At 52.9% G+C, this 18629-nt stretch carries 23 protein-coding genes; 7 read left to right on the plus strand and 16 right to left on the minus strand.

The genetic code is table 11. From position 1 onward, the window contains the following. Positions 1-16: 16 nt before the first annotated feature. The 6 genes from proB to JMG82_RS04590 all read right to left on the minus strand — a co-directional run bounded on the left by proB (position 17) and on the right by JMG82_RS04590 (position 3936). Positions 17-781 (minus strand): glutamate 5-kinase, encoded by a 765-nt coding sequence (gene proB, locus JMG82_RS04565; protein ID WP_201353744.1) that lies wholly within the window; start codon positions 779-781, stop codon positions 17-19. Further along, complete coding sequence (gene obgE / locus JMG82_RS04570; RefSeq protein ID WP_201353745.1) at positions 778-1854, minus strand: GTPase ObgE; 1077 nt, start codon at positions 1852-1854, stop codon at positions 778-780. Before obgE ends, proB begins: the two co-directional genes overlap by 4 nt. 107 nt (positions 1855-1961) lie before the next feature. After that, positions 1962-2216 carry a 50S ribosomal protein L27 gene (gene rpmA, locus JMG82_RS04575; RefSeq protein WP_201353746.1) on the minus strand — a complete coding sequence of 85 codons (255 nt, stop codon included), beginning with the start codon at positions 2214-2216 and terminating at the stop codon, positions 1962-1964. Between the two features lie 16 nt (positions 2217-2232). Further along, complete coding sequence (gene rplU / locus JMG82_RS04580) at positions 2233-2541, minus strand: 50S ribosomal protein L21 (protein ID WP_201353747.1); 309 nt, start codon at positions 2539-2541, stop codon at positions 2233-2235. Between the two features lie 80 nt (positions 2542-2621). Further along, positions 2622-3008 (minus strand): RidA family protein, encoded by a 387-nt coding sequence (locus JMG82_RS04585; protein ID WP_201353748.1) that lies wholly within the window; start codon positions 3006-3008, stop codon positions 2622-2624. 22 nt (positions 3009-3030) lie between these two features. Beyond that, positions 3031-3936, minus strand: coding sequence for an AEC family transporter (locus JMG82_RS04590; RefSeq protein ID WP_201353749.1), 906 nt, complete (start codon positions 3934-3936; stop codon positions 3031-3033). 46 nt (positions 3937-3982) lie between these two features. Between JMG82_RS04590 and JMG82_RS04595 the strand changes: the two genes are divergently transcribed. Genes JMG82_RS04595 through JMG82_RS04605 form a run of 3 tightly spaced genes read left to right on the plus strand, consistent with a single transcriptional unit; the run spans position 3983 to position 4972 of the window. Further along, complete coding sequence (locus JMG82_RS04595) at positions 3983-4219, plus strand: hypothetical protein (protein WP_201353750.1); 237 nt, start codon at positions 3983-3985, stop codon at positions 4217-4219. Further along, a complete protein-coding gene (locus JMG82_RS04600; RefSeq protein WP_201353751.1) occupies positions 4216-4584 on the plus strand; it encodes a hypothetical protein in 369 nt (122 codons plus the stop codon). Before JMG82_RS04595 ends, JMG82_RS04600 begins: the two co-directional genes overlap by 4 nt. Continuing rightward, a complete protein-coding gene (locus JMG82_RS04605; RefSeq protein ID WP_201353752.1) occupies positions 4574-4972 on the plus strand; it encodes a YchJ family protein in 399 nt (132 codons plus the stop codon). The genes JMG82_RS04600 and JMG82_RS04605 overlap by 11 nt, the downstream gene beginning before the upstream one ends. A 12-nt stretch (positions 4973-4984) precedes the next feature. Here the strand turns inward: JMG82_RS04605 and JMG82_RS04610 are convergent, their stop codons facing one another. After that, positions 4985-5467, minus strand: a complete 483-nt coding sequence (locus JMG82_RS04610) for a globin domain-containing protein (RefSeq protein ID WP_201353753.1) — start codon at positions 5465-5467, stop codon at positions 4985-4987. Between the two features lie 89 nt (positions 5468-5556). On the opposite strand from JMG82_RS04610, the gene JMG82_RS04615 reads away from it, so the two are divergent. Then, positions 5557-6459, plus strand: a complete 903-nt coding sequence (locus JMG82_RS04615; RefSeq protein WP_201353754.1) for an exodeoxyribonuclease X C-terminal domain-containing protein — start codon at positions 5557-5559, stop codon at positions 6457-6459. A 176-nt stretch (positions 6460-6635) separates the two neighbouring features. Here JMG82_RS04615 and JMG82_RS04620 read toward each other — a convergent pair whose 3' ends face one another. From JMG82_RS04620 to trxC, 7 genes are all read right to left on the minus strand, one after another. Further along, entirely contained in the window at positions 6636-6935 is a 300-nt protein-coding gene (locus JMG82_RS04620) for a c-type cytochrome (protein ID WP_201353755.1), read from the minus strand. A gap of 103 nt (positions 6936-7038) precedes the next feature. Further along, positions 7039-7359 carry a cytochrome C gene (locus JMG82_RS04625; RefSeq protein ID WP_201353756.1) on the minus strand — a complete coding sequence of 107 codons (321 nt, stop codon included), beginning with the start codon at positions 7357-7359 and terminating at the stop codon, positions 7039-7041. A gap of 104 nt (positions 7360-7463) precedes the next feature. Further along, positions 7464-7883 carry a hypothetical protein gene (locus JMG82_RS04630; protein ID WP_236579193.1) on the minus strand — a complete coding sequence of 140 codons (420 nt, stop codon included), beginning with the start codon at positions 7881-7883 and terminating at the stop codon, positions 7464-7466. A gap of 5 nt (positions 7884-7888) precedes the next feature. Further along, complete coding sequence (locus JMG82_RS04635; RefSeq protein ID WP_201353757.1) at positions 7889-9097, minus strand: sensor histidine kinase; 1209 nt, start codon at positions 9095-9097, stop codon at positions 7889-7891. Next, entirely contained in the window at positions 9057-9740 is a 684-nt protein-coding gene (locus tag JMG82_RS04640) for a response regulator transcription factor (RefSeq protein WP_201353758.1), read from the minus strand. The genes JMG82_RS04635 and JMG82_RS04640 overlap by 41 nt, the downstream gene beginning before the upstream one ends. Then, positions 9724-9948, minus strand: a complete 225-nt coding sequence (locus JMG82_RS04645) for a hypothetical protein (protein WP_201353759.1) — start codon at positions 9946-9948, stop codon at positions 9724-9726. Before JMG82_RS04645 ends, JMG82_RS04640 begins: the two co-directional genes overlap by 17 nt. Positions 9949-9951: 3 nt before the next feature. Then, on the minus strand, positions 9952-10386 hold the full coding sequence (trxC, locus tag JMG82_RS04650) for a thioredoxin TrxC (RefSeq protein ID WP_201353760.1): 435 nt from the start codon (positions 10384-10386) through the stop codon (positions 9952-9954). A gap of 112 nt (positions 10387-10498) precedes the next feature. Here trxC and JMG82_RS04655 point away from each other — a divergent pair, with 112 nt between their 5' ends. Beyond that, the gene (locus JMG82_RS04655; protein WP_201353761.1) at positions 10499-11629 is read left to right on the plus strand and encodes a succinyldiaminopimelate transaminase; all 1131 of its coding nucleotides are present in this window, start codon (positions 10499-10501) and stop codon (positions 11627-11629) included. An 8-nt stretch (positions 11630-11637) separates the two neighbouring features. Next, positions 11638-12087, plus strand: coding sequence for a hypothetical protein (locus tag JMG82_RS04660; RefSeq protein ID WP_201353762.1), 450 nt, complete (start codon positions 11638-11640; stop codon positions 12085-12087). Here JMG82_RS04660 and JMG82_RS04665 read toward each other — a convergent pair. Beyond that, positions 12084-14405: a putative bifunctional diguanylate cyclase/phosphodiesterase gene (locus JMG82_RS04665; protein ID WP_201353763.1), complete on the minus strand. Its 2322-nt coding sequence runs from the start codon at positions 14403-14405 to the stop codon at positions 12084-12086. The genes JMG82_RS04660 and JMG82_RS04665 overlap by 4 nt on opposite strands. Positions 14406-14553: 148 nt before the next feature. Between JMG82_RS04665 and JMG82_RS04670 the strand changes: the two genes are divergently transcribed. Beyond that, positions 14554-16335 carry an oxygen-binding di-iron domain-containing protein gene (locus tag JMG82_RS04670; protein WP_201353764.1) on the plus strand — a complete coding sequence of 594 codons (1782 nt, stop codon included), beginning with the start codon at positions 14554-14556 and terminating at the stop codon, positions 16333-16335. Here the strand turns inward: JMG82_RS04670 and JMG82_RS04675 are convergent. Beyond that, entirely contained in the window at positions 16332-18539 is a 2208-nt protein-coding gene (locus JMG82_RS04675; RefSeq protein WP_201353765.1) for an endonuclease MutS2, read from the minus strand. The two genes, JMG82_RS04670 and JMG82_RS04675, sit on opposite strands and share 4 nt — an antisense overlap. Between the last annotated feature and the right edge of the window lie 90 nt (positions 18540-18629).

The raw sequence follows: 18629 nt of genomic DNA on the forward strand, positions 1-18629 counted from the left end.
CTCTACGTAGTTTGGCTCAGGCAGGAAGAAAAAGCGTGCCCCCTTCATGTCGCTTTTCGATAAGAAAAGCGTAGGCATCCTTGAGGTCGAAGCCGCTTGCGAGAAACATTTTTTTCCCATGCTTCAGAAGAAAAGAGGCCGCTTTGAGCTTGGTGACGATTCCGCCGGTGGCGAAAGAGCCGTTGGGAGTGCACTCCGCTTCGAGGTCTTCGGCAGGAATCTCGTGAACGATCTTAAGCGGCCGTGCATCTTCGAACTTTCGGGGATCTTTATCGTAGTAGCAGTCGATATCGGAGAGTATGACGAGCAGTTCGGCATCGAAATAGTAGGCGACACGGGCGGAGAGTTGATCGTTGTCGCCAAAAACCAGCTCTTCGGTGGCCGTCACGTCGTTTTCGTTGATGATGGGCACGACGTTCTGTGCCAGAAGCGTCTCGACAGCACATTTGGCATGATAGGTGCGTTTTCTGGAGTCGAAATCGTCCGCCGTCAGCAGTATCTGCGATACGACAATGCCAAATTTTTCAAATTTTTTCTGATACATCGATATCAATTTCGGCTGACCGATGGAAGCGAGTGCCTGGCGATTGGCCACGATACGTTTGTCGAGCTTGCACAGGGTATATCCGGCAGCCACCGCGCCGGAGCTTACCAGGATCACCTCGATCCCTTTCTCCTTGACTCTGGCGATCAGTTCCACCAGTGCCGCCATGCGCTCTCTTGCCACGCGGTTCTGTTCTGTCAATACGGCGCTGCCGACTTTGATGACAATCCGTTTCACTGACGCTTCTCCATGACATCCGCCAGAGCGAAAATGAGCGGTTTGATGTTGATCTTCGCGACGGCCGAAATGGGCATGACAAAGTGGGGGTTGCCCTTAGTTTCGCTGCCGTAGCCGATGTAGTTTTCATCGACGCCGTATTTTTTCAGCACATCGTTGGGTACTAGGTCGATCGATTTAAGAAGTTTCCACATCTTTTCATTGACCACTTCGCCCTCGATGGCGTCGATTCGGGTAAGAGCGATGGCATAGGGACGTTTCGCGAGCTCCGTGCTGTAACGCGCCAACTCCTTCCGCAAAGCTTCGAACTGATCAGCCACTTCCCGATAGTTGGCCGCATCGATCATGTACAGCAGCGTCTTGGTACGTTCGATGTGTTTCAGAAACTCGATGCCAAGCCCCCTGCCGTCGCTCGCCCCCTCGATGATCCCGGGAATATCGGCCATGACAAAGGATCGGTACTCGTCGATCGCCACGACACCGAGTTTCGGTGTGAGCGTCGTAAACTCGTAATCGGCGACTTCGGGATGGGCATTGGAGACCGTGGAGATGAGTGTCGATTTGCCCACGTTGGGAAAACCGACAAGCCCCACATCGGCAATCAGTTTCAGCTCAAGACGCACATCCTTCTCCTCACCCGGTTCGCCGGGCTGGGCATAGGTGGGACGCTGATTGGTCGACGACTTGAAATGGACATTTCCAAGGCCCCCCTTGCCTCCCGCAAGAAACTTCACCTTCTGACCCTCTTCGGTCAAATCAAGCAGAAGCTCGCCCGTCTCTTTGTCGATCACCTGGGTACCCGGCGGCACCTTGATATAGAGCGATTCGCCCGTTTTGCCGGCACACTTGCGTGGCATTCCGGGGCGGCCGTTTTTCGCCTTGAGATGGGTTTTTCCCTTGAAATGCGAAAGGGTGTCGGTGTTTTTGTCCACGACGAACCAGACGTCGCCCCCGCGCCCGCCGTCACCGCCGTCGGGACCGCCTTTGGCCACGAACTTTTCACGACGAAACGAGGAGCACCCCTGGCCCCCTTTTCCGGAACTGAGTTTCAGCTCTACACTGTCTACGAACATAAGAAACTGCCTTGAATTTTTGATTTTAAAATATCAGATTTCGGGACGTTTGTCAAAAAGCGGGTACGGGTATGATGAAGTAAGAGGCGGCCAAAGCCGCCTGCGGATTATGCGGGATAGACGGAAACTTTTTTGCGATGCTTGTCTTTGCGCTCATACTTGACGACACCGTCGATGAGTGCGTAAAGCGTATGGTCTTTCCCCATTCCGACATTGTTGCCGGGATGGATTTTCGTACCGCGCTGGCGGTAGATGATGTTTCCGGCTACGACCGACTGGCCGCCGATCTTTTTGACACCGAGCCTGCGTCCCGCTGAATCACGGTTGTTCTGGGTAGATCCCTGACCTTTCTTGTGAGCCATGCTATCTCCTTGCTGCTTATGCGATTTTAGTTATGCGTACGCGAGTGAAATCTCGGCGGAAGCCACGCTTGAGTTTGCTATCTTTACGACGTCGTTTCTTGTAGATGATGATCTTTTTTTCACGACCTTCGTTGATCACTTCCGCTTCGACAACGGCGCCATCGACGAACGGTGTACCGACTTTCAGGTCGCCATCGTTCTCGACAGCCAATACCTCTTTGATCTCGATTTTGGCTTTCGGCTCAAGGCCCATATGATCGAGGCAGAGAATATCGCCTTCATTGACCTTGTACTGCTTGCCGCCATGTTTGATAATTGCTGTCATGCCGTTTCCTTTTGATTGTCCAACGATTTTAGTGGCGAATTATACTCAATCTATATTTAAGTATAGTTTAATGCTTTGTACTATCTTCGGTCTTCGGTCAAAGCCACACAGTCGATTTCGACCCGAGCATTTTTCGGCAGTGTTCTGACAGCCACGGTACTTCGGGCCGGCCTATGCCCGTCTAACCACTTTTCGTAAACGGCGTTGACTCGGGCGAAATCATCCATATCCGCCAGGAATATCGTCGTTTTGATCACCTGCTGCAGCGAACTGCCAGCCGCTTCGAGAATCGCTTTGAGATTGCGCATCACCTGCGCCGTCTGAAGCTCTATGTCCCCCTCGACCATCTCACCCTCCGGCGTCAGCGCGATCTGTCCGGAAGTATAGACGAATTCGCCAACTTTCACAGCCTGTGAGTAGGGTCCGATCGCCCCGGGGGCAGTATCGGTTTGGATCACCTTGACCATCGCCACCTCTTTTTTCCCGCAATTATACCATTACAAGAGGCCAGATGGATGCGAAGTAGAGAAGAAAAAAGAGGGAACTGACAAAAACGAGGGCCGCCACATCTTTGGGACGGCAGTGGAAAAGCGCGGCAAAATTGACATTGGCGACAGCCAGTGGGGTCATAAGCTCGAGCAGCAGAACCGCCTGGACCATCGGCGGCAGCGCCGTGAACCGCATCGCCACCCAGCCCGCCAGCGGAAGCAGAACGAACTTGACGCTGCCCACGCTCCCCAGTAGCCGCCTGTCGAGATGTTCGGGGCGCACCTGGGAGAGGTAGATGCCAAAAAGCAGCAATTGCACCACGATGGAGGCGTAGGCGCCCAGCTTCAGGTTGGCTTCGATCGAACCGGAAATCTGCAAGCCGAAAATATTGACTGCGATGGCGGCGAGCGCACTCCAAAGAATCGGCATCTTGACGACATTCATGACCGACTGTTTCGGCGAAAAAGTGCCCGATGAGTAGATGTAGACACCCAGAATGTTCACGAAAAAAACATTCGCCAGATTGATCATCGTCGTATAGGGCACACTCGCTTCACCGAAGATCGCGATACCCAGCGGTATGCCCAGATTGCCGGTATTGCCGACCAGGGAGGCGACGAGAAATATGGCCCGCTTCTTCTTTTCGGCAAAAAGGGCGCGGGCAGGGAGAATCATCAGAAGGAAAATCGCCGCCACGATCCCGATGTACCAGAAGGAGACTTCGAAAACGTCCGGTTCGATGGGACGGGCGGTCAATCCCCAGAAGGTCAGAAACGGCTGCAGAAGATAGACGGACACGAGAATGAGCGAACGCTCCTGCAGATCCTCTGCGAATTTCCATTTCGCGAAAGCACCCAGCGCCACGAAAAGATAGATGCCCAGTATCGAGATCAGTAAATCAACCATGGGTAAAAGTATAGTATAATCATTCAAAAAAATCCGAGGAGACGACGTGGATATCGAAGCGATCAGAAAAGAGTTGAGAGCCTATGAGGACCGGCGGGACGAGTTTTACCGCTATCTCGACGAGAACATTCCCCACGACGGCAGCACGGGGCTTTATGATTTTCGCACCCGTCCGATGCTCGATGCGGAAAAGGTATACGAACTCTTCCACAAACTCGACTACCAGGCACGTAAGATCCGTGGCATCGTGATCAACGAAATCGTTCAGAAGTCCGACGCTTGACACTGCTTCTTCTTCTCGTCGCTGCCGCCGCAGGCATTGTCGTACTGCTCTATGAAAAGCGGCTGCGGGAAGAGAATACCGCCAAACTCCAAAACTACATCGTCCAGGTTCTCCACGACGACAAACTTCTCGAGCGAGAGAAGATAGCGCGCATCATGGATCTCTTCAGCGAAAACCGATACAGAATCGACGATATGAAAAACGGTACGCTTATCGTCAGCCGCAGGGAATTCAGTGTCGGCGCCGCGTTGATGTGGCTCTCGCTTGCCGGCATCGGCCTGATCGTCTATTTCGCCTACTATTTCCTGAAAAAACCGGAAAGACTCCATGTCGACCTTGCCACAGGAGCCGTCCATGCCGGATAATCCGAATGAAACCTGCCCCTGCGGATCGGGAAAAACCTACGAAGCGTGCTGCAGAAGATACCTGCAAAAGGGTCTGCAGGCACCGACCGCCGAAGCGCTCTTGCGTTCCCGCTACACCGCCTATGTCAGGGGCGATCTCGACTATCTTGTCGATACCGATTTCCACGAAGTCGACAAAGAAGCGACAGAAGCTTGGATGCGGAGCACACGCTTTTACAAACTCGAAATTCTGAAAATCTACAAAGGCAAACCTCTGGACAGAAAAGGCCGCATCGAGTTCAAAGCCTATTTTACGGAAAACGGAGAAAAGAGAGTCCACCATGAACTCTCCGATTTCGAAAAACACAAGGGACGATGGTACTACAGCGGCGGCCTGGCGGCGGAGTGAGCTCCGCCAACATCACACCTTCGCCAGGTCATCGAACGCCCTGGCGTTTCTGGGGCGGTTGATTAGAAGCTTCGAATAGGTGTCCAGAAAGCGGAAATAGGACTCCACGATTTTTGGCTCCACATTCTTTGCGTGGATTTCGAGCACCTCCCTCCAGGTTCCCAGCCATTCGGTCCGATGTTTTTCGTTGATACTGAAGGGTTTGTGCATTTTGACCTGGTCGACATGTCCCAACTCTTCACTGTAACGCTTTGGTCCACCCGCGATTTCGGCGAAATATTTGCCATTGTGCCTCTTGATCTTTTCGATCTCCTCATCGTCCTGCGGGAAAAAGAAGGCGATATCACTCTCGACAATCCGATCGTAAAATTCTCCGATCATTTTTTTAAAACCTTCCTCCCCGCCGACAGCCTCGTAAAATCGGGGATCGGGCAGCGAAATCTCCTCCTCTTTCGGAACGTTGTCCGGATCGTAGGAGGTAATGACAAGATTCATCCGCACTCCTTTTGGGATTTTGCAAACTTTACCATACTCCAAACGGAATTTCGATAAATTTATACCGAAAAATATTCAAAAAACGGAATATGATGAAATTTGTAATACTCGATACCGAAACGACGGGAGCCGAAGAGAAAGACCGCATCTGCCAGATCGCCTACATCGTCGCGTCCCCTCAGCTTGTGGGCACCACAATCGAGGAAGTGCACGAAGATTTGTGCAAACCGCCGGTTGAAATCGGTTTCGGTGCGATGGCGGTGCACCATATCACCAATGAAACCGTCGCGAAAAAACCGCCCTGCGTACAGACCGAGAGTTTCCGACGACTGGAAGAACTCAACACTGCCGAAAACATCCTGGTCATACAGAATGCCCCCTTCGATCTGGCAATGCTCCAAAAAGAGGGATTCAGATCCCGCATGCCCCTTATCGACACTCTTAGATGCCTGCGTCATCTCTACCCCGATCTGGAGGCTCACGCTCTTCAGTATATACGCTACGCATTCGGTCTTTACAAAACAGAAAAGAGAGAGGCCCGATCGATCGGACTCAAAATTTCGCCCCACGATGCCCTCGGCGACGTTTTTATTCTCAAGCTGCTGCTCGACTACCTTCTGATCGACCACGCGCCCGAGGAACTGGTGGAACTGACGAAAAAACCTATCACCTACAAAACGTTCAAATTCGGCAAATACAAGGGAGAAGAGATCATCGAAGTGGCGAAAAAGGATCCTGGCTATATCGAATGGCTGCTGATGGAAAAAGAATCAGAGGAGGGGCTGGACGAAGATTGGCGCCAGACCCTGCAAAAAGCTCTGGAAATCGCGGAGGAAGAGGCCGTCTGGCTCTTTCCTTTCGGCAAATACAAAGGCCAGAGCATCGAAGAGATCGCAAGCCACGATGTCGGCTATCTCAAATGGGCGCTGGAGAATATGGACAAACTCTCCGAGGGAATGAAAAAGGCGATCAGGAAAAGAATCGAGGCGTAGTCGCTTTTGTGTGGTACGTTCTCAAGCGAAGCGGATGCGACGCCAACCGCATCAGGAGAAAATGTTTCAATGCCCCGCCGCCAGCCATGTGGCTGTATTAAAAGGACACAAATAAAAAAAACCGGGCCGCGCAATGCGCGCCACCCGGCTTTGGTTAGGTCAAGAGCAAGAAAGTCTTACTTCAGGCCGTGAATGTATGCAGCCAGTTCTTTGATCTGAGCTTCGTTCAAGCCTGCGACCTGACCTTTCATCAGCATACCCATGCCGTGCTTGTTGAGCGTACCGGCCTGGTAACCTTTGATATCGCTTTCGAGAGTCGCAGCATCCATTCCGCCGATTACGGCAGATTTTCCGAGAGCTTTCTTCTCACCTTTTGCACCGTGGCATCCGGCACATTTTTTAAACAGTGCAGCTCCGTCAGCCATTACGAGGCTGGCCGCTCCTGCGAGCATCAGTGCGAGTGTTACTTTTTTCATCGTATCTCCTTTTGTTTTTTTGTGATGTGATTATAGCGAATTCTCATCGCTTCGGCTTGACGATCGTCAAGCCGTTTCGTTAACGAATGTTGCCGATTCTGCCTTAGCAGGCCGGAACGTTGCCGCTGTCGTTCGCATACTCGTATGCAAAATCGTACAGATCATCAAGATACTTCTTGATCGATTCGATATTGACTCTCGGGCAGATTTTTTTGATTTCATCGGCGAATTTGCCCTCTTCCTTGAGCTCTTCCCACTCATCCTGGGAATGTTTGGCCGCGAATTTCGCCCCGTTGAAGCCACACGCATTTTTCAGTTTTTTGCTGTAAACTTTTTGGCCTTTTGCAGCATCCGCGCTGGCAGAAGTCGCCATCAGGCTCATTGCAACGAATCCCGCTGCCACCACTGTAAGCAATTTTTTCATATATCCTCCTTTTGATTGGATGCCCCGTACGCCGGGCCACCCTTTTGATACCCACATTGTAGAAAACAATCGTGGAGTCATCGTGAAAAAGATTCTAACACAAACTATTTTATTTTCCCAAATACTTTGTAGGTTTCCCAATAGATATCGATCGCGCTGCGTAAATCCGTATCACTCAAACCGCTTTTGGGCATCAGACCATACTGGCGAATCAGCTCTTCGGAGGCGAGCGCCTTCTTTTTGGTCGGATATCTCAGAAATCGGTAGAGCGCGCTCTTCACACGACGCTCGCTGCTGTACTTCAGCAGATAGTTGAAAAAGAATTTGTCCAGCGACACCGGCAATCTCCTGTGACACGCCACGCAGTTGCGCTGATAGACCGATCCCTTGTTTGCATGAGCGGGGATACTCCCCAAAAACGCACCCTCCAGAAGCAGGGCGATCAAAACAAGATGGCGAATTTTCCGTTTTCGGGTTTCCGCTTTACGCTTTCCGTATCCCGACTTCATCTTTGAATCTGCCACCCCAATCACCTTTCGCCTCTGTTTTGCCATCTCACCCACACTTTTGTCCCTTCTCCTTTTTTGGACGCGATATCGATTTTCAGGCCGTACTCGCCGGCGATCATCGCCACGATATTGAGACCGATGCCAAAGCCGCCCACGCTCGTATCGAACCGCTTGTAGCGTTTGAAAGCCTCTTTGACCGCCTTGCTCTCCATTCCCATCCCGCTGTCTTGCACCAGCAGCTCTCCGGGGCGGAGTCGGACGAAAATTTCCCCGCCCCGTCTGTTGTATTTGATGGCGTTGGAGAGCAGATTGTCGATCAGCCGCGCCGCCTTCCCTTCGTCGATAAAGAGTTTCACGCCCGGCTGGATATCGGTTTCGATGCCGATTTTTTTCGATTCCGAAAGGATGCGGAAGTAGTCGATACGCTCTTGGACGAGCTTCGCCATGTCGACGTACCGGTTCTGGGACGCTGTTTTGTGGTGGAGCACCAGGTAGGTCAGGTCCTGGTAGATGTTGCTGATGGTCCGCGCCCCGATCTCGATGCGCTTGATCTTTTTGGCGGTCGATTCATCGAGCCTTTGCTCATCGATCATCTCGATATTTGTCAATATGGCATTGACGGGCGTGTTGAGCTCATGGGTGGTGTCTTTGATGAACCGGTCCAGAAGCCGTATGGCATTGCGCATGGGCGCGAGAAAGAGCCGGACCAGCACCAGACCCGCCATCAGAAACACCGCCAGCATCGCCCCGCCGTAGAAGACGATGTTTTTCCATGTCTGAAGAAACCATTGCCTGTCGTCGTCGATCTCGACCACCACATATTTGGCCCCAAGATAGTAGGAGTCGAGCACATGGATGTAGTGGATGACATGATCGGTGGTATAGATGACCCGATCCAGCGCCACCCCCCGCGGATGCTTCAGCGTCGAAAATATCCGGACCTTGTCGGCATCGTAGATGGCCGAGCGGTAGAGCGGATTGCGGGGGTAGGTACGGTAGCGGTCGAAATAGATATGCAGAAGTTTCAGCCCGTCTATCAGCTCTTTGGAGTACTCCTCCAGCTCCAGACGCTTGGTCTGCAGCATCAGGTCCTTCTGGAGTTTGTAGTAGATGGTGGAGCCAAGAATGAGAATAAGAAGGGCCAAAAAGGCATACAATCCCAGAAAACGCAGCAGCGTACGCCGCTCGTTATGGGAGATACTTGTAGCCGTAGCGTTTGATGCTGACAATTTTCTCTTTCCCTATGGTTTTGCGCAGGTTCTTGATATAGGTCCGAAGCGCTGTCTCGCTCGGCGTCTCGTCGTATCCCCAGAGCGTATCGTAAAAAGTCTCGTGGGCTATCACCTCCCCGGGATGGGTCAAAAAGAGTTTCAAAAGCGCAAGCTCCTTGGGCTGAAGATTGGCAGGCTTGTCGTCGATGTAGAGAGTATTGCCAACCGAGTCGTAACTGATACCCGGAGCGATTTCGATACGGGGAGCCGGTTTGTGGGAGAAGTTGCGTTTCAGAAGCGTCCCGATGCGCAGCAGCAGCTCCTTGAGGGCGAAAGGTTTACGGATGTAGTCGTCCGCGCCGCTTTCGTATCCCTCTTCCAGATTTTCGATCGCGTTCAAAGAGGTGATGAAAATCGCGGGCGTATCGACACCCCGCTCCCTTGAGGCTTTGAGGAGTTCGAATCCGTTGATACCGGGAACATTGACATCCAGAAGCAGCAGGTCATACCGTTGTTCGTAGAGCTTCTCCTCCGCCTCTTCACCGTCGTAGGCGCACTCCACCTCAAACCCCTCCTCTTCGAGGAAATCGGTCACCGTTTCGGCGAGGTTGGTGTCATCTTCGAGAAGAAATATTCTGGTTTTTTTAGTTTTTGCCGGCATCTTCGATCTTTTTCTTCGCCTCTTCGTATGCCCTCTTCTCCTCGGGCGTCATCGTCACTTCCCGCTTTTTGAGTTCGTGCAGGATGACCGGGATATTCCCGCTCTTTTCATATTTTAAAGCGGCGATCAGTTCCTGGGTACTTCTTTCCGACCAGTCGATGGCGAAGGCGAAAATAACCAGCGCAAGGATCAGCACAAACTTTTTCATCCCCTATCCCAGATGCCGCGCCACCAGCTGGGCGATCTGCTGGGCAGGCAGCGCACCGCTGACACGCTCCATCTCCTGTCCGTTTTTGAAGACAATGATGGTCGGAATGCCGCGTATTCCGAAAGGTGCCGCGAGCTGCTGATATTGCTCGGTATTGACTTTGGCAAACTGCGCCTTGAGCGGAAACTGCGCCGCAGCCTCTTCGTAGGCGGGAGCCATCATCCGGCAGGGGCCGCACCAGGGTGCCCAGAAGTCGACGACGACGGGAATATCGCTTTTTTGGATATGGATCGCAAAGGTTTCGGGTGTCAGTTCGACCGGATGGGTGTCGAGCAGAGAGCCTTTGCAATAGCCGCAGTTGGCCTTGGTATAGTGCTCTTTGACGGGTATACGGTTGACTTTGTGACAGTGTGGGCAAACCACATGGATGGTTGACATGAAGAATCTCCTTCCAAAGATCGCATTCATTTCTGAAACGTTTTCTTTCAACTGATTTTACCTCATTTTTCGTGCATGTTTTGTACAATAGGTATCAAAAAAGGCATATTTCTTGCGATTTGAAACCTATCCTTTCGAAAAACTGAACGTTTTGCTGGAGGAGATCACTCCCAACGGCACGTACGAGCCGATCGTTCTGACCATCGGCGAACCGCAGTTCAATACCCCGGCATTCGTCACCGAGGCACTCTGCGAACATGCCCCCCTGCTGAAAAAATATCCGAAAACATCGGGGGAACCGGAACTTCGGGCTGCGATGCGCGTTTTCTTCAAGCACCGTTTCCATATCGAGCTGGACGACTCCCAAATTATCCCCACTTTCGGAACCCGGGAGTTTCTTTTCAATTTTCCCCAGTTCCTGCTCGCCGATGTCGACCATCCGATGATGGCCTACACCAACCCTTTCTACCAGATCTACGAAGGGGCCGCCATCGCCAGCGGCGCGAAAGTGCTTCATCTGCATCTGACGAAGGAAAACGGTTTCCTGCCCCCTATCCGTGAACCGGAACTCGCCGGCTGCGACCTGGTGATTCTCAACTTTCCCAACAACCCCACCGCTTCGGTTATGGATGTCGACACGATGGCGGAGTGGGTCCGCCTTGCGCTGAAGCACGATTTTGTCCTGCTCAACGACGAGTGCTACAGCGAAATCTATACCCATACGCCGCCGCCCTCTTTGCTCGAAGCTTCCATCCGGGCCGACAATCCTACGTTCAAAAACGTCCTTGTCATCAACTCGGTTTCAAAGCGCTCCAGCGCCCCGGGCCTGCGAAGCGGTTTCGTCGCGGGCGACGACGGGATACTTCGTGAATACATGCGGTACCGTACCTACGTGGGATGCGCCTCCCCCCTTCCCCTGCAGATGGCGGCCGCCGCCGCATGGCGCGACAACGAACACGTCATCGCTTTTCGGGAAAAGTACAAAGAGAACTTCGAAATCGCCCAAGAGATTCTGGGAATAAAAATCCCCGAAGCGACTTTCTATATCTGGCTGGAAGTGGGGGACGAACTCGCGTTCACCAAAAAACTCTACGCCGACTTCAACGTCAAGGTGCTGCCCGGAAGTTTCCTCGGACGCGAAGGGATCGGTCAGGGATTCGTGCGCATCGCACTGGTCGAAAACGCCGAAAGAACCCTCGAGGCGGTCCGTCGCATCAAACGATGCATTGACGAGATGCTATAATGTAGTCCATGAATGAAATTATTCGTAAAAATCCCCGCCTCAAAGTGATGCTCAGGCAGGTCAAGCCGCTGATCATGAACTACATCGACATGGCGCTGTACGACTTCGAACGCTACAGCCTGCCCTCGAGCGCCCTCCTGATTCAAGCCCCCCTCAAAATGCTTCTGACGCTTGAGCGAAATACCCGAAAAACCGACATGGTCATGGCTTTGGATCAGAATCTCTTTTTCGTCATCTATCCGAACACTCCTGTCGAAAAGGGGAAAATCGCCTTCTCCAACATCCTGAAACTCTTCACCAAAGAGGTGCACGAAGGCAATGTCAAGGCGGCCATCATGGAGATAGGCGAAGACAGAATCTCTCCCGAAGAGATCATCGAACGTCTTGTCATCGCACTCCACAACCGCCAGGAAACGGCCAAAACGCCTCTCATCGACGCTTCCAAAATCAGGTTCTAGCAGACCTCGCACCGACGCACTTTTTCCAAAAACGCCTTCTCGTCCAGCGGCGCGCTGTAGTAGTAACCCTGGCAGAATATCGTTGCGTCGATCGCTTTGAGACGGTTTTTCTGCTGGACGCTTTCGACCCCTTCCGCCACGACACTGTATTTGAACTGCCGGGCGATATCGACCATCGCCCTCACAAGTGCCACATCGTCCTCGTCGGTCAGTATGTCGCGGATGAATGACTGGTCGATCTTGATCGACTCGAATTCGAACCGCTTCAAATAGGAGAGCGAGGAGTAGCCTGTCCCGAAGTCGTCGATAAGAAATCCGATACCCACGTTGTTGAATTTTTCGATGAGTTCTCTCGTCCTTTCGCTCTCCTCCATCAGTATGCTTTCTGTAATTTCGAATTTTATCAGGCGCGGATCGATAGCGTATTTGCTTATGATTGCCATCACCTCGTCGTAAAATCCCTGATGCCTGAACTGCTTTGAGCTGATATTGATGCTGATATAGTAGAGAGGAAACTCTCCCTCCCGCTGCCACGACCGCAGATTCGAGCAAACCGTCTCGATGACCCAGTGACCGATCTGGTGGATGAGCTTCGACTCCTCCGCCACCGGGATGAACTCGGAGGGCATGACGACCGTACCGTCGGGCTGTTTCCAGCGAAGGAGCGCCTCCGCGCCGTAGATTCGCTCCTTGTCGATATCGATGATCGGCTGATACTGGATAAAGAGCTCCTTCCGGTCGATCGCGTGCCGCAGGTCGTGTTCCAGCTTGATCGTGCGGCGCAGCTCCCTGTCCATCTCCTCTTCGTAGAAACTGGTGACGCCCTGCCCCCTTTTTTTGGCATGATACATCGCGATGTCGGCGATCCTGAGAATCTCGTCGAGCGGTTCGTCCATCCCATAGATCATGACAGCCCCGATGCTGGTCGTGATGTAGAGCTGGTGCTGGTCAATCAGGTAGGGCTTCGCCAGCTCTTTGTGAATCTTTTTGGTCACCTGCCATGTATGCTCGACACTCTCTTTGAGCTCTTTTGAGATCATCGGCAGAAAAATGATGAACTCGTCTCCACCGAGCCTACAGACGGTATCGCTCTGGCGCATGATCTTTTGAAGACGGTCCGCTGTCTCTTTGAGCAGTTCATCGCCGACATTGTGGCCGTAGGTGTCATTGATATGCTTGAAACGGTCGAGATCGAGGAAAAGAAGCGCCGAAAAATACTTCCCTCGGGCAGCCTGGGCAATCTGGAGCCGGTATCTGTCTTCGAGCAGTTTTCGGTTGGGCAGATGGGTCAAAGTGTCGTGATAGGCCAGAAATTCCGCCCTCTCCATCGCTTCGTGTTCCGCCGTTTTGTCCTGTACGACCGCCAATCCTCCGATCAACCGGCCATACTGGTCGAGCAGGGGCGAATAGACAGCGGAGACCCAGAGCTCTCTTCCCGAAAGGGCCGCCATAAAAGGGCCTTCATAATGCATCACCCTCTTCTCTTCGATCACCTTCCGGATGTTCCTGATGGGACGCTGATCCTTCAATTGCAACAGGTTGAGTTTCAGCAGCGTCTCTTTCGGAACGCCGATATGCTCGGTCAGCGCCTTGTTGCAGTCGATTATGTTGAATTTCGTGTCGAAATAGAGTATGCCAACGGGTGCCTGGTCGGCGATAAGATCGAGCCTTCGGCGCAGCTCTCCCAGTTCGCCGTGCTGTCGGATCCCCTTTTCGAGAATTTTGTTGAGCTGACGTGTGCTCACGAGAAAAACGGTCATGAAAACGAATGTCATCAAAAATAAAATGGTATGCAGTTCGTCCCAGCAGATGATCAGTCGCAAAGCGAACGCCGAGAGAACGAGGATGATGTAGGTGTCGGCAATCTTTCTGTCGATGGCCAGCGTGATCGCCCCGCCACCCGCCATGCCGGCCACGATGATCCCCAGCAGCAGTTCGTACTGCAAATGGCCCTCCGGATAGAAAACAAAAGCGGCTACCGCCCACAGAAACGCCATGGTCACCGCCTCCACCCTGAAGCGCTGATACCGTGCCTCGAGGGAACGGTCGCCGTACCGGCACCCTTTCAGGGCGTAATAGACCCGCTCCAGCGAAAGAACGAGGACCAGCACATACCAGGTGCCCAGAAAAAGATGGTCCGCATAGGGCCACAGAAAAAGCAGAAGGCTGCTCGCCACGATAATCGTCGCCCCCATCGTGATGGGAACTTTGGTGCAGAGCGTCACAAGTACTTGTTCGCGCAAAAACTGATGCAGTGTTTCGGATTCGGAAAACAGCGCTTCGATGCGTTTTAGAAAAGTTTTGAAAATTTTCGGCATCTCTTTTCCATCGTTTTGTCAAATCCCGATTCAGACGGCTCGGAGTCTGCCGGGTTGTTCCCTTGCTGTTCCAAGGCATTTAAGTTTACGACGATTATTCTTTTATGTCGCTAAGTCTGTTATCCAAAAATTTATGCTATTGTGACACATGGCAACCCTAACAAAATTGTCAAAAGAAAAAGAGTACGATTTTACAAAAGCGATCGAAATCGCTCCCGCTGTCTGGTGGGTCGGGCATGTTCTCGAAAACGATATTTTCCAGTGCCATGTCTACCTGATCGAAAACGAAGAAGAGAGTATTCTAATCGATCCGGGGTCGAAACTGACATGGCCACACACCCGACGCAAGATTCAAGAGATCATGCCGCTGGAAAACATAAAATACATCATCTGCCACCACCAGGACCCCGACATCACCTCCGGCATCGCAGATCTGCTGGCCGAGATCGGAACGCAAAACCGCTATCTTGTCACCCATTGGCGGGCGGCCGAACTTCTCGATCATTACGACTGGGGGATCGAGTACTACGAAGTGCAGGCGAAAAACTGGCGGCTCAGCACGAAAGATCGCCTATTGGAATTCGTGTTTACGCCCTATATGCATTTTCCGGGAGCCTTCTGCACCTACGACACAAAAAGCGGCATTCTCTTCTCCAGTGACATTTTCGGCGCCCTGACGGAAAGCTTTTCGCTGTTTGCCAAAGACGCCGACTCCTATTTCAGGCAGATGGAACCTTTCCATACCCACTATATGCCGGCTTCTGAAATCGTCAACCACGGCCTCGACAATATCCTCAAATGCGAACCGATCAACATGATCGCTCCCCAGCACGGCTCGATCATTACCAAAGAACAGATCGGACCCATCATCCAAAAACTGCGAACACTGCGATGCGGCCTCTATCTGGAATTCGGCGGGACCAGAAAGATCGGACTGATGACGAAAGTCAACGCCGTTTTGCCGAAGGTTTTCGAAACGGCGGCTTTCTTCGAAAGTTTCCACTCCGATACCCAGCGCATTCTCGCCTCGATGCGACAAGTATTTCCGATCGAGAGAATCTTCTCTCTCGTTCTGATCGACGACAGCTATTTCGTCAAACTCGATTCAAACAGTCGCAAGATGCAGCCCTGCAAGCAGAAAAAAAGTGACATCCTCGAAAAATTCCACCCGACTTTCCATGCACGGACTCGCGCCTTCATCGACAGTGAAACCATCCAGTGTCTTCCGCTCGAGGCACCGAAAACTCTCTACACTTTTCCGCTTCACGATATGCAAAATCGCATCTTCGGTATCGGGATGTTCGTACTCGATCGCTCATTTGAACGCTCCGATGAAATGATGGAAATGCTTCAAAAATTTGAAATCGCCGTCGACATCATCGCCAAACACGAAGCCGAGGCTCATCTGATCGAAAAAGAGAAAACCCTCGCCTACGCCATGGCAATTACCGACAAACTCACCGGTCTATACAATCGGTACTACCTCGAAGAGGCCGCGGCGAAGGAGCTCGCCAAAGGCCAGCGACACGGCCATTCCCTCTCATTCTGTTATCTCGATATCGATTTTTTCAAAAGGATCAACGATACCTACGGCCATGATGTGGGGGATGAAATACTGCAGCGCTTCGCCCACATTGTCATCGCCAATCTGCGGGAGAGCGACATGGCCTTCAGACTGGGCGGCGAAGAGTTTCTTGTCATTTTGCCCTACACGATCAAAGAGGATGCCGTCAAGATGGCCGAACGGCTGAGGTATTCGGTAAAGGAAAACGGCTGTCTCGAAAAGGATGGCAAGAGAATCTGTTTCTCTTTCAGCGGAGGCATCACCGACACCGAAGAGAGCGGCTACGAGCTGGAGAGACTGCTCAAAAGGGCCGACGAGAAGCTCTACGAAGCGAAAAAGTCGGGAAGAGACCGAATCGTTTTTTAAAGCTCGACGACCGTCGCGCCGAATCCCCCCATGTGCGGCGGCGCGTCGTGGAAACCTTTGACGCTGGGATGCTCTTTGAGAAAGGTGCGGACCGCGTGGGCCAGTTTCCTGGTCCCGATGCCGTGATAGACCAGCACTTCATCAAATCCCGCCAGCAGCGCGTCCGAGATGAATTTGTCCAGTTTCTCGATCGCCTCTTCCGCTCTGAGCCCGTGCAGATCCAGCTTGACGCCCGCTGTTGCTTTGGAGCGCTCCAGCGTCACGGAGACCGTTTTTTTCTTCGGCGCTTTCGGGGGGTTGCCCGAGCGTTTCAATTCGCTCAGCGGCACCCGCATTTTTATTCCTTCCACTTCGATCGTCGCCTCTTTGGCTTTGAGCGCGATGATCGTGCCCCGGTTTTTGCGGTATTTCACCCGGTCGCCGACGGCGAAGCTCTCCAGCCTTTTCGGCGCCTCGATCTTCGCCTTCTGCACCGTTTTGTGGGCCCGGTTGAGCTGGCGATGGATCGATTTTTCGTCTTTGGCTTTCAGCGCCATTCTCACCTGCTTCGTCGCTTCGGCGTAGATCGCCTCCAACTCCCGCTTCTTGGCGTAGAGTTCGCTCTCCAGCGTATCGTTGAGCTCCTTGTAGCGTGCTTTCTCCCGCTCCAGCGCTTCGATCCTGTGCTCGAGTTGCCGCCGTTTTTCGTGAAGCTCTCTTTCAAGGGTGCTGGAGCGTTCGATGAGTTCGTTGAGCCGCTCCTTGTCTTCGCCGTACTCGACTCTCGCCTTCTGCACGATGTTCCTGGGCACGCCGTAGCGCTCCGCCGTCTCGAAAGCGTAGCTCTTGCCGATGATTCCCTGCAGAAAAGTATAGGTCGGCACCTGGTTCTTCTCGTCGTAGACAGCGGCCACCAGTTCCACCCTCTCGTTCCCCGCCATCATCGCTGCCAGCCTTTTGTGATGGGTCGTGATGACGATTTTGACATGCCGTTTCACCAGTTCCTCGATCATCACCTTAAAAAGCGAGGCCGCTTCGTCGCTGTCGGTCCCAAGCTCGATCTCGTCGACTCCCACCAGCACGTGACTTTGGGAAAAGAGCCGCGAAAACTCCCGCATCCGTCCGGCGAAGGTGGAGATGTCGTTTCTGACATTCTGGGGATCTTCAATGATCGCTTCGATCTTTTTGAAGCTGCCGATGTACGTCTTTTTGGCATCGCACTTCATGGGCAGCAGGTACTTCGACAGCCACGCCGCGGCCAGAATCGATTTGAGCAGCATCGTCTTGCCGCCCGCGTTGACGCCGGTGATCATCAGGACATCTTTCGTAAAATCGATCGAAACGGGTCTGGGATGGCTCAGCGCCGGATGGGCGAAGTCGGCGAGTCGTATCGCTTCGCCGCGGTCGGGCATCACGAAATTCAGGTCCTCCAGCCTCGCCATCTGCATCCGCGCCTGGTAATGGTCGAACCGATCGAACGCGGCATCAATGAATTTCAGGAATTTCAGCCATTCGCCCAGCATCCGGCTCGTTTTCTTGGCGATGTCGTAGTAGACCTCCTCCAGGCGGCTGACAATGCCCGCCTCCTTCTCCTTGAGCTTGGCGATCGACTCGGGAATGACATAGAAAAATCCCGCCGTCGTCCGGCCGATGACCGTGGCTTTCATGACATGGTTGAACCCGCCCCGCACCAGCAGCGCCTCCTCGTCGTTGACGTAGTGGATCTGCCGGTCCACCAGATAGGGCGAAAGTTTCGCGCTGTTGAGCATTCGAGAAAGCGTCTGGCGGATCGCTTCCCGGTTTTGTCGCTTGGCCGCCTTGAGCGACGCGAGCCTCTCGTCCACATGCTCTTCGAGGTTTCCTTTCGCGTCGAACATTTTCGACAGATCGACGATCGGGGCGGGAATCTCGATCTGCGCAAGCCACTCTCCCAGCACATTCTCGATGCGCAGATTTTTGAGATACATGAAATAGCGTACGATCTTGACGACTTCGTAGATCTCCTCGAGCCCCAGCACCGCCTGCTTGCCCAGACGCATCCACATATCCTTGCAGTCGCGCACCTTCGGCGGCGCCTTGAACTCCACCTCCTCCAGCGCCCGGATAAAGCGAAAATGGAGGCTTCTGTCCCCCTCGATAAAGAGCGGTTTGGGCCGCGCCAGCAGCCCCTCGAACCGCTCGATGTACCCTGTCAGATCCAGCTGTTTGATCAGTTTATCTCTCATAAAACCCCTGTTTTTCAATTGCACCGCACATCGGCGCCAAGCAGGCGAGCCAATGCCCGCACTTTTTTGCCTGCCAACCTTCGGGCTTTC

This window comes from Hydrogenimonas urashimensis (assembly GCF_016593255.1).
Lineage (GTDB): Bacteria > Campylobacterota > Campylobacteria > Campylobacterales > Hydrogenimonadaceae > Hydrogenimonas > Hydrogenimonas urashimensis.